Origin of the sequence: Sorangium sp. So ce426, from assembly GCF_051475585.1 — a bacterium.
GTDB lineage: Bacteria > Myxococcota_A > Polyangia > Polyangiales > Polyangiaceae > Sorangium > Sorangium cellulosum_B.
On record NZ_CP150341.1, the window covers coordinates 144,648 to 156,108 of the forward strand.

General features: G+C 75.3%; 6 protein-coding genes. 1 reads left to right on the plus strand and 5 read right to left on the minus strand.

The annotated features are described in order from the left end of the window. Positions 1 to 26: 26 nt before the first annotated feature. The 5 genes from WMF44_RS00590 to WMF44_RS00610 form a co-directional block, all read right to left on the minus strand. Positions 27 to 2,039 (minus strand): pentapeptide repeat-containing protein, encoded by a 2,013-nt coding sequence (locus WMF44_RS00590; protein WP_437297169.1) that lies wholly within the window; start codon positions 2,037 to 2,039, stop codon positions 27 to 29. Beyond that, positions 2,036 to 4,393 carry a DUF2169 family type VI secretion system accessory protein gene (locus WMF44_RS00595; protein ID WP_437297170.1) on the minus strand — a complete coding sequence of 786 codons (2,358 nt, stop codon included), beginning with the start codon at positions 4,391 to 4,393 and terminating at the stop codon, positions 2,036 to 2,038. The genes WMF44_RS00590 and WMF44_RS00595 overlap by 4 nt, the downstream gene beginning before the upstream one ends. A gap of 56 nt (positions 4,394 to 4,449) precedes the next feature. After that, positions 4,450 to 7,155, minus strand: a complete 2,706-nt coding sequence (gene tssI / locus WMF44_RS00600) for a type VI secretion system tip protein TssI/VgrG (protein WP_437297171.1) — start codon at positions 7,153 to 7,155, stop codon at positions 4,450 to 4,452. Then, the gene (locus tag WMF44_RS00605; protein ID WP_437297172.1) at positions 7,152 to 8,612 is read right to left on the minus strand and encodes a type VI secretion system Vgr family protein; all 1,461 of its coding nucleotides are present in this window, start codon (positions 8,610 to 8,612) and stop codon (positions 7,152 to 7,154) included. Before WMF44_RS00605 ends, tssI begins: the two co-directional genes overlap by 4 nt. Positions 8,613 to 8,777: 165 nt before the next feature. Continuing rightward, positions 8,778 to 10,331, minus strand: a complete 1,554-nt coding sequence (locus WMF44_RS00610; protein ID WP_437297173.1) for a DUF2169 family type VI secretion system accessory protein — start codon at positions 10,329 to 10,331, stop codon at positions 8,778 to 8,780. Positions 10,332 to 10,673: 342 nt separating this feature from the next. On the opposite strand from WMF44_RS00610, the gene WMF44_RS00615 reads away from it, so the two are divergent. Further along, on the plus strand, positions 10,674 to 11,249 hold the full coding sequence (locus tag WMF44_RS00615; protein ID WP_437297174.1) for a Uma2 family endonuclease: 576 nt from the start codon (positions 10,674 to 10,676) through the stop codon (positions 11,247 to 11,249). Positions 11,250 to 11,461 lie beyond the last annotated feature (212 nt).

The window sequence follows — 11,461 nt, forward strand, 5'->3', positions numbered from 1 at the left end:
GTGGCTTCGCGGCCGTCGTCGGCCGCTCATAATAGCGTGGGCGGGCGCCAGTCCTCGGCGCGGGCACGATCCGGATCGGTCCCGCGGGCGCCCTCGCGCTTCGCGCCGTCCCAGCGCGCGTGCGCGGTGGTCGCTCGGTGCAGGTTCACGCCGCGGCAATCGGCGCCCGACAGATCGGCGCCCGACAGGTCGGCGTGCGACAGATCCGCGCCGACGAGCGAGGCGCCCTCGAGCCGCGCGCCGCTCAGATCCGCCTTGCGCGCCATCGCCTCGTCGAGCCGCGCGCCGCCGAGATCGGCGCGCGTGAGCGCGGCGCCGTCAAGGCACGCCCGGGAGAGATCCGCGCCGGCGAGCCGCGCGCCCCGCAGGCTGGCGCCGGTCAGGTTCGCGACCCCGAGGCGCGCCGAGACGAGCGAGGCGCCGCCCAGCTGAGCGCCGGCCAGGCTCGCTTGCACCAGATCGGCCCCGTCGAGCCGCGCGTCCCGGAGGTCCGCGCGCGACAGGTCGCAGTCGCGGAGCACCGCGCCCGAGAGATCCATCCCGCCGAGCTTCGCCTCGACGAGCGAGCTCTTCGCGAGCCGCGCGCCCGCGAGCCGCACGCCCCGGAGATCGAGCCCGAGCAGCGAGGTCCCCTCGAGCGAGGCCCCCCCGAAATCCGCGCCGGAGAGGGCGGCGCCGGCGAGCTGCGCGCGCTTCAGCGTGGCGCCGTGCAGGCGCGCGCTGGCCAGGTTCGCGCCGCGGAGGCGCCCGCCCGCGATGCGCGCCTCGGAGAGATCGGCGCCCGTGAGGTCGGCGTCCGAGAGATCGACGCCGGTGAGCTCGGCCCGGGCGAGGCGGGCGCCCGGGAGGCGCGCGCGGCGCAGATCCGCGCCGTCGAGCGCGGCGTCCTGGAGCGACGCCTCGGCGAGATCGGCGCCCGTGAGCTCGGTCCCGCGCAGCGCGGCGGCCGCGAGCAGCGCGCCGCGCAGGCGGGCGCCGCGCAGGCGCGCGCCCGAGAGATCGCAGCCCGACAGGTTGGCGCCGGTGAGGTCGGCCCCCTCGAGGCCGGCGCCGTCGAGCCGGGCGCCGTCGAGGTTCGCGCGCTCGAGCACGGCGCCCTCGAGGTCGGCCCCGCTCAGCGTGGCGCCGGCGAGGCGCGCGCCGCGCAGCGAGGCGCCGCGCAGCGAGGCGCCGCCGAGCGCCGCGGACGGGAGCTGCGCGCCGTCGAGATCGGCCGCGTCGAGCTTGCAGCCGCGCAGGTCGAAGCCGGACAGGTCCGCGCCGGCGAGGTTCGCGCCCGTGAGGTCGCCGCCGGCGAGGTCGCGCGGGAGCGCCGCGCCGCGGAGGTCCTGGTTCGGAGCGCGGAGCCCGCGGACGAGGCGCGCGCGCGACAGGTCGAGCGCGCCGAGCGCGACGCCGATGAGCGTCACGGCGGCGAGCTCGGCGTCGATGAAGCTCGCGCCCGCGAGCGCGCAGCGGTCGAGCTCGACCTCGCGGAGCGTCGCGCCGTCGAGGCGCGCGCCGTCGAGGGCGCACTCCGCGAGCGCGGCGCCGGTCAGCGTCGCGGCCGAGAGATCGGCGCCGGCGAGGTCCACGCCCTCGAGCCGCGCGCCCGACAGATCGGCCCCGCGGAGCGACGCGCCGGCGAGCGACGTGGCCCCGGCGGCATACCCCGCGTACCCGGCGGCGCGCAGCGCCTCGACGGACTCGGCGCCGAGGTCGCGATCGGCCTCGAGCGGCAGCGTCGCGGCCGCGGCGTCGCGGGTGAGCCGCGCGTGGCGCGCGAGCACCGCGCGCTCGAGGCGCGCGCCCGACAGATCGGCCCCGCGGAGCGTGACGGCCAGGAAGACGGCGCCGGCGAGCCGCGCGCCGGCGAGCCGCGCGTCGCTCAGGTCGACGCCGTTGAAGAGCACGCCCGAGAGATCGCGGCCCGCGAGGTCGACGCCGCGCAGGTCGAGGCCGATGATCATCGGCGGATCGAGCGGCCCGGCGTCGAGGCGCGCGAGGAGATCGTCCTTGTCCCGCGCGAAGCCCGCGGAGGAGGCGGCGGCGGAGGTCACGTCGCGCCTCGATCGCTCGTGAGCAGCGTGGACGCGAGCTGCGCGTCCTCCAGGTCGGCGCCCTCGAGCCGCGCCTGCCACAGGGCGGCCTCGTACAGCCCGGCGCCGCGCAGGTCGGCGCCGCGCAGGTCGGCGGCCTCGAGGCGAGCCCCGTGCAGGTTCGCCCGCTCGAGGCGGGCGCCGCCGAGCCGCGCCCGCGTCAGATCGGCGCCCGCCAGGTCGGCGCCGCGCAGGTCGGCGCCGCCGAGCTCGGCCCGGCCGAGATCCGCGCGGCGCAGGCTCGACAGCGCGAGGTCGGCGCCCGTGAGGTCGGCGTGCATCCAGCGCGAGCCGTCGGCGCGGGCGCCGCGCGCCTGGGCGCGCGGCAGGCGGGTGTGCTCCGAGGCGCGCAGCCCGCGCAGGTCGGCGCCGCGCAGGTCGACCGCCTCGCCGTGCGCCCCCTCGAGGCTCGCGCCCTCGAGCGCCGCGCCGCCGAAGGACGCGCGGTCGAGCGCCGCGCGCGCGAGGCGGGCGCCGGCGAGCTGCGCGCCGTCGAGCCGCGCCCCGGTGAGGTCGGCCTCAAGGAACGAGGCGCCGGCCGCGGCCGCGCCGGTCAGGACGGCCCCGCGCAGCGCCGCGCGGTCGAGGCGCGCCTTGCCGAGCGCCGCGCCGGTCAGGTCGGCGCCCGAGAGGTCGGCGCCGGAGAGGTCGGCGTCGTTCAGCCTGGCCGCCGGGAGCCACGCGCCCGCCATCCTGGCGCGAGCGAGCGTCGCGCCCTCGAGATCGGCCCCGGCGAGGCGGGCGCCGCTCAGGTCGGCGCCGACGAGCAAGGCGCGCGCGAGGCTCGCCTCGCTGAGGTCGAGCCCCGACAGGTCGAGCCCCGAGAGATCGGCGCCCGCCATGCTCTCGCGGATCGACAGGCAGAGCTCCACGCGCTCGCGCGTCCACGGCGCCGCGCGCTCCGTGGCTGCCCGGTCCCGCGCCTCGTCCTCGCGGTCCAGCGCGTCGAGCTGCGCCGGGTCGTGCCCCCCGGCCTCGAGCGCCTGCTTCATCTGCTCGCGGCTCTTCCGCTGGATCTCGTCGAGCTGCGCCGGATCCCCGCCGAGCTTGCCCAGCCACGCCTCGAGCTCCGCGCCGGGCGGGCGCGGGTCATCGACCGAGGCGCCGAGCGAGGCCACGAGCGCCGCGGGGGCGCCGCCCCGCTCGAGCGTCGCGCGGATCTGCGCGAGGAGCTCGGCGTCGTCGACGCCGGCCAGGGGAGACGCTCCGTCGTTGTCGTTGCCCGGCGGCGCCGCCGCGGCGGGCGCCTCCGCCACGGCAGGGCGCGCCTCCAGCAGCGCGAGCGCGAGCCGCTCGCGGTAGCGCGCGGCCGCGACGCGGCCCTCGCCGAGCGGCTCGCTCTCGAGGAGCACGTGCCGCACCTCGGGGTGGTCCTCGGCGGAGACGGGCGCATGGCCGCGCCACACGAGGGTGAGCGCCTCGGCCTCCATGTCGACCCGGACCGTGTCGAGGTGCAGCTGCACCTCGCGGAAGCGCTCCGCGCCGCCCGCGAGCTCGTCGAGGAAGCAGCGCATCCGGACGCCGGGGAGCCGCGCGCGGTACTCGCGCCGCGCGCGGTGCAGGTTGTGGCAGACGATGTCCTCGTCGCCGCGCGCGTACTCGGCCTGGAGCGCCGGCACGGCCGCATTGAAGTGGCTCCAGTCGAAATCGTCGGGGAAGAAGGGCCAGCGCTGCTTCAGCCAGCGCTCGTCGTAGGTGCCGAGCTTGCTCGCGCGCAGCGCCCAGGCGGCGGCGAGCGGCCCGAAGCCCGCGGGCGGCGGCCGCGCCGCGGGCGAGTCGACCGGCGCGCGCGGATCCTCGATGTTCGGCAGCGGCCGTCGCCGGAGATCGCGCTCGCCCGGGTCGAACACGCCGCACCCGACCGGGTTGGCCGCGAAGCCCGGGCCCCCGAAGGCGCGGTCGAAGCCGAGCGGCATCTCGACGAACGGCTGCGGGTCGGTGCGCTTGCCGGCGGCCGGGTCGGTCCAGTACCGGTCGCCGGTCACCTGCAGCGCGAGCGACGTCTTGCCGACGGCGAAGCTCACCGGCAGGGAGCTGACGGGCCGGCGGCCGGGCGCGTGGGCCTTGCCGGTCAGCAGGAGATCCGCCTTCGGCTTGAAGGGGGCGAAGTCGGACGCATGGAGAAGCGCCCCGCGCGGATCGTCGCCCTCGTGCACGTCGCCGAGCGGCGGCTCCGGGGCGTCGGCGGGGATCGCCGGCTCGCCGGGCACGAGGCGGTAGGTGCCCTTCGCGATCAGGCACAGGGCCCATTGCGGGGGCCGGATCTGCCAGGCGACCGCGGCGAACGTGGCGGGGGTGTGGTTGATGATCTTCATGGCAGCTCTCGACGCGCGCAGGCCGTGAGCCCGCGCGCCCGCCGAACGGGCGCCTCCTACATGAGCTGAGTCTGCGCCCCCTTGACGACGATCCCCAGCGCGTCGGCCGTGACGTTGTTGGCGCTGAACTGCAGGGAGGCGTTCTGGTTGTCGAGCACCAGGCGGGCCATGGCTGTCTCGGCCACGATCTGGGCGGCTGGGCTCGTCTCGAGCGTGATCCCGGTGGCGGCGCCGAGCTTGAGCTTGGAGAGACCGCAGGCGAGCTCGATCGCGGCGGGCCCGATCTTGATGTACGCGCCGGCCAGCCCGCCGCAGCGCAGCAGGATCTGGGTCGGCTCGATGATCAGCTCGGCGTCGTTCAGCGGGCTCGCGTGGGCGAGCTTGTGGACCAGGTACGATCCGACCAGCGCCCCGAGCGTCGCGATGCCCCACGTCGCGCCCGTGAGCCCGCCGCCCTTCTCGAGATCGTCCTTGCCCGCGGAGGCGCCGAGCGGGCCCGCCACCGCGCCCAGGGCGCCCGCGGCCACGGCGGCTGCCCACGGCTTCGCGGCGTCGACCGTCGGGGCGTCGGTGCTCCGCACGCGCAGGTGCACCTTGGAGCGCGCCTTGATGTCCTGCTCGTCGGCCGTGGTGAGCTTCTTCGTGCTGCCGAACTCGAGCACCGGGCCGTACGCGATGTTGCAGCTCATCCCGGCCGTGATCCCCGTGTTGAGCCCGAGGAAGACGTTGCCGTTCACGCCCGCCGCGATGCCGTAGTTCCCGCCGAGGCTCGCCCCGAAGTTGATGCCGGTGAAGAAATTCGAGTTGTCGCCGTACGTGAGGTTGACCGTCGAGACGTGGCTGCGCGTCGTCTTCCGCCAGCCCTGCCAGTCGTTGCTGAACGTCATCGAGTAGAAGTCCACGTCGAAGACGCCGAGCGTCCGGTTCGGGATGACGAGCCGGTAGTTCCCGAGGACGACGTCGGTGCGGTTGCCCGTGGTGACCGACTGGTAGTCCCCCTGGGTCACGACCGTGCGGTTGCCGTCCGTGTGATCGTAGACCCCGTCGCTCGCCGCCCAGCCGAAGTGCGCCGCTTTCCCCTTGTCGCTTGCGTCCGAGCTCGTGTCGTAGCCGTCGTCGAGGCTCGACCACGTCCAGCCGCTGCTGCCGAAGCCGTCGGTCGGATCGAGCCGCGCGGACTCGGTGAACGTGCCGGCCGACGCGGTCGCCCGCTCGCCGTAGCGCAGGTAGCTGTACTTCCCGTCGCTGTGGGGGACCGCGATGCGGATCCAGTCCTCCGCGCTGCTCGCGGTGGTCGTCATGTCGTCCTGGCCGAGCTGCTGCTCCATCGGCAGCGCGCCCTCGGCGCCGGCGCGCGTCGCGAGCCCACCGCGCGCGCGCCCGAAGCCGCCTCCCATCTCGACCATCGCCCCGTTCGGCATCCGGATGCGGCCGCGCCCCTCGTCGGCGCTCGTGACCACGCGGCTCTTCGCGTTGGGCACGACGCCGGTGATCACCGGCCGCTCGGGGTCTCCGCCGACGCCGGTCCACAGCACCTCGGCGCCCTTGCGCAACGTGAAGTGCATGCCCTCGTCGGCCCCGCCGTAGGGCGTCGCCAGGCGCATCGGCACCGAGCCCTGCGCCTCGGCCGCGCCGCTCAGATCGAACGGCATCACCACGCGGTAGCGCCCCTCGGCGTCGACCGCGGCGACGCCCTCCGGGCCGCGCGCGTCGACGTGGGCGACCATCGCGCCCTCGAGGCGCGGCCTCGGCGTGGCGCGCGGCGGGCGGTAGCGCGTCGAGGCCGGGACGGCCTCGAACTCGCAAGCATAACACGGCCCGTCGCCCGCCCCGGCGCGGTGCACGGCGCGCGTCACCAGGTAATCGCGGTTCCAGTCGGCCCGGAAATGGCCAGAGAGCCCGAGGCGCTCGCCCGCGGCGAGCGGCGCGCCGATCGCGCCGTCGTACACGGTCGCGCGGCAGCGCAGCTCCTCGGCGCGCACGGCGGCGAGCGCGGCGCCCTCCTCGGGCGCCGCGAACGAGCCGCCCTCGTCGACGAGCAGCCCGAAGCCGCGCGCGTCGACCTCGGCCTCGGCCTCCAGCGGCACCTCGGGCGTGCGCTCGTTGTAGTCGAGCAGCACGAGCGCGCGCGGCGACATCCGGCGCCGGCAGCGCAGCGCGCGCACCCCTCCGGCCTCCCCCATCGCGGCCTCGACCGCGCCCCGGAAGCCCTCGGGGTGGTCGCAGAGGACGAGCCGCTCCGCCCCCCCGCGCGGCTCGATGAAGTAGCTGACGCCCGCCTGCTCCAGCTGCCGCGACACGAAGTCGAGCGCGCTCTCCTGGTACTGCACGGCGTGCGCGCGCGGCGGATACGCCCGCTCGAGCCGCCGCTCCACCTCGATCCCGAGGCCGCTCGCGGCGATCACCGCCTCCACCAGGTCCGGCACGCTGAGCCGCTGGTAGATGCGCGTCTGCCGCGCGAGGCCGAGCAGGGCGAGGCGCGGCACGAGCACGACCCGGTAGGCGTACCGATCGCCGCCGAGCGCGCCGCCCTGCTCCACCTCGGCCACGACCCCCGGGACCGCGCGGCCGGCGAGATCGAGCTCCCCGGCCGCGCCGACGAGGTCGTCGAGCGGCAGCGCGGGATCGGGCGACGCGAGATCGATCTCGAAGCGGTACGGGCGCGACAGCGCCTCCTCGCCGCGGAGCCCCAGCACCGTGAACGCCCCGGCCGGGGCGGCCTCGGAGCGGAAGTGGATCCCGACCGTCGTGGGCTTCGTCATCGCTTCTCCGAGATCTCGAGCATGGCGCCGGACGCCGTGGTGATGCGGCTCTGGTTGGCGTTGCGGGCCGTCACGGGCGACGGCGCGAGCGGGTTGAACATGGCCCCGAGGATCACCGGGCGATCCGGGTCGCCGTTGGCGAACGCCACGACGACCTCGGTGCCCGGGCGCAGCGGGAAGTGCATCCCGTGGCCCACGCCGCTGAAGGGCTGCGCCATCCGGACCGGGCGCGAGGCCTTCTGCTCGCCCGGCTCCGCCGTGTCGAAGTGGAGCTGCACCGTGTAGCGCCCCTCCGCGTCGAGCTGAGCGACGCCGTTCGTCTTCCCCCCGTGCCCCGGCTGCACGATCCCCGTCACCACGCCGGGGATGCGCGGCCTCGGCGTCCGGCGCGGCGGCCGGTAGGCGACGCGCGCCGGGATGGCGCGGAACGCGTTCCTGTACAACGGGCTTTGCTCGCCGGCGTCCTTGAACGCGGGAAACCTCGCCTCGTGCTCCACCGCGACGAGGAGCAGCTCCTCGGGCTCCGGGAAGCGCGGGTGCTCGATCAGGGTCACGCGCCGCCCGGCGGACAGCGCCGCGCGGCTGGCCTTGCCCTCGTACACGCGCTGCCGCGACAGCCGCTCGTCCGCCCGGATCTGCGCCAGCTTCCCGGCCTCCTCGGGCGTCTTGACGTGGCTGCCGTACTCGACCACGCCGCCGCCGTCGCCCGAGCCCAGGGTGGCGTAGGCTGTCAGGTCGAGCTGCGGTGCGCGGTAGTTGTAGTCCTGCACGACGTAGCTGGTGGGCACCAGGTCGGTCGTCACCTCGAGGGCGAAGATGCCCGCGGCCTCGCCGCGGGCGCGGAAGGGCACCGTCTCCGCGCCCGCGCCGGGGCGGAAGCCGGATGGGTGGTCGGTGAAGACCATCCTGTCGCGGCCGCCCTCGTGCTCGAAGAAGAAGCTGATGCCGACGTGCTCGGCCAGGCGGCTGATGAACGCGAGATCGCTCTCGCCGTACTGCACGACGAACTCGCGCTCGGGGTAGCTCTCGAGCAGCCGCAGCTCGACGTCCTCGGAGCCCAGGCCGTGCCGCTCGAGCTTGCTCCGGAGGATGTCGGGAACGCTGCGGTCCAGGTAGATCTCCTGCGTCTCGACGAGGGTGAGCCGGAACGCGCGCGGCACGAGGCGCAGGCGGCAGGTGGCGCGCTCGGCCAGCGGCTCCAGCCGGTCCCGGATCGGGCCCAGCATGCCCGAGATGCGGCGGATCTCCTCCCCGTCAGCCTCGAAGACCAGGCTGACCTCGGCGCCGGGCGCGGCGTCGGCCGGGAGCTCGCGGCCCTCGTCGATCACGACGTCGAGGTCGAACGAGAAGAGCTGCGAGATCGCCTCTCGCCCGGAGAGCTCGCGGACCTTCACGTGGTCCCACGGTCCCCGCTCCGACTCGATGCGAACGCTCAACGTCCCGGAGGCTTCCTTCATCGCTCGTTCTCCGATTCGGCCGCGGCCTTCCCTGGGGCACCGGAAAGGTGGAGAGGCGGCCGCGTGGGCGTGCGCGCCGCGTGGGCGCCGGGATGGCCGCGTGAGGGCTGCTGACACCCTGCGCCACCAGGGCTCGCTCTTCGGGGGTTCACGGGCATCGGAGCGTCAGCCTCGCCCCTTGCCGGTGCCGTACAGGAGCGCCCGCACATCGAGCTTCGCGGGGCGCTTCGGCGCTCCGGGGGGCGGCGGCTCCGGGGGCGGCGGTTCGGGAGGCGGCGTCGCCCAGGCGAAGGCGCCCCCCGCGGCCGCGGGGCTCGCCGGCTCTGGCGTGGGGACCGCGGGCGCGGCCGCGCTTGCGGTGGGAGCGCTCGGCTCGGCCGGCGGCGCGCGTGGCGGCTCGGCCGGCAGGGCGCGTGGCGGCTCGGCCGGCAGGGTGCGTGGCGGCTCGGTCGTGAAAGGAGTCGCCGGCTGGCGCGTCGCATGGCTGCCGGCGTCCTTCGGCATCTGCATCGTCCCCGACCTGCCGAGCGGAGCCTCGGGCGGCGATGGTGCCGGCCGCTTCGGCGGCGACGGCGAGGCGCCTGCGGGGGCCGGACGAAACGGCAGCGTCGCCAGGACCGCGGGCGCCCCGTTCGGCGCGATGTCCAGCGTCCCGGTGGGACTCATGCTCGCCGCGGCGGACAGCGCGACGGTCGACTCGAGGGCGGCGCCATCCTCGTCGCCCGCCGCGCCCGCGCGGGGCGCCGTCGCTCCGGCCCTGCTCACCACGGCGCCCGGAGCGGGCCACGCGATCGGCTCACCCGGGAGCTCGACGCCGGCGAGGATGCACATGCGCGGGAGCACGTCCTCCGAGGGCACGGGGAAGCTGCCGCGCCACGTCACCGTGCAGCGCTGCTCGTCGCCGTCGATGCGCAGCATGTCGGCGCTCAGCGGGAGCTCCTGGTGCTCGGCGAGGCCGAGGCCCGCGAGGCCGTGGATGCGCGCGAAGCCGCGCGCGCCGGGCAGGCGCATGCGCATGCGCGGCGCGCTCGGGTGCAGGCCGTCCATCACGATCCACTCGTCGCCGCGCAGGAAGTGCGTGCGCTGATCCGGCGGCGCCGCCTGGAAATAGTCCCAGCTGAGCTCGTCCGGGATCTCGCGGATACCGCGTTCCAGCAGGGCGCGCGGGGTCGCCCCGAGGAGCCGCCGGCGGGCGGGGCTGGCCTTCGAGATCGGGCCGAAGCCAGCCACGCGCCTCGCGTCGACCGGATCGAGGATATTCGGCTCGCCCGAGCCCTGAGGATGGCCCTCCCCGAACGGGTTGTCCGGGAAGCCGATCCCGCCAAAAGCGTGCTCGTAATCGATGGGGAGCCGCACGAAGCCGCCCCGCTTGCGGACCATCAGCGTCTTGTCCAGCAGCGTCCAGCTGCTCGAGAAGACGCCCAGCCGGACATGCGCCGCCTCGACGGGGCGGCCGTGCGGCGCATGCGCATGGCCCGTGAAGAGCACGTCGGCCTTGAGCAGGCGAGGGACCAGATCGGTCGTGAATCGGATGCTCCGCGAGGGGAGCCCGCCGTGATGGACGTCTTCCCGAAGGATCTCCTGCGGCGCGATGCGCTGCATCATCGTGTCGCTGGCGAACCCGAAGGTGGCTTTCACCATCGCGGTCACCCAGAGCTTGCCCTTGAACCTCCAGGCCATGGCGGCGGCGGTCGCAGCGCCGATCGGCGTCGCGCTCATATGCGGAGGGCTGCTCGTCGCCATGGATCCACCAGCGATGAGACCCGCCCTCCGGCGCTGCTGTCAAGCCATTGTGGCCGTCGCGCGGCGCAGCGATCACCGGTTCAATCCGCGCGTCCGCGCATCGGCGTTCCCTGCGGGAGATTCGATGTCATCGACGCACCGAGCGGAGCCTGCGAGCCGTTGAACCAGGTGCTGCCGGGCGGTCGTCGTGAGCCGTTCGGCTCGGCCGCGATCGAGGGCGCCGGAGACGCCGCCTTGCGGCGCCGGACGCGGAGGTCGCGCCCGGGCGCCCGCCATCCGCGGCGAGCGCCGCGCGCTGTGCCATACTGCGCGGCCACGGTGGCTCCGGCACATCGCATCCACTACACGTACGCCGAGTACCTGGCCCTCGAGGCGTCCAGCAACGTCAAGCACGAGTACCTCGACGGCCAGATCTACGCGATGGCCGGAGGCACGCCCGAGCATGCCGCGCTCGCTGCGGCGGTCATCGGCCTCCTCTTCCCCGAGCTTCGCAGAGGTCGATGCCGTGCTTACGACGCCGATCTTCGCGTGCGTGTGCCGTCGACAGGCCTCGCCACCTACCCCGACGTCACGGTCGTGTGCGGGCCGATCGAGCGCGACGCCCAGGACGAGCAAGCCGTGACGAACCCCACGCTCATCGTCGAGGTGCTGAGCCGCAGCACCGAGGAGTACGACCGAGGCGACAAGTTCGAGCATTACAAGAGCCTCGCCTCCTTGCGCCAGTACGTCCTGGTGTCGCACCGGGAGCGCAGCGTGGAGGTGTGGACTCGCGACGTCGACGGCGACTTCACGTCTGCCATCGCGCGGGACGGCGACGTCGCGCTCCTCGCGTCGATCGGCGCCCGGCTCGACGTCCGCGAGCTGTACGAGGCTGCGGCCGAGCCGGGGGCCTGAGTAGGGCGCTATCGACAGGACGTGGTGACAGCCTGGCGGTCGAGCGCTCGGGCGCGCACGCGCCGTGAGCCGTGATTGCCTCTCCGCCTCTGGAATGCGATCGTCGGCCCTCTATCGAGGCAATCTCGGCTCGCGCTCACCCATCGAGCTCATGGCGGATTCAGGCGCCGAGCGCAGGGACGCCACGCTCCGTCAACCCATCATGGGCTGCG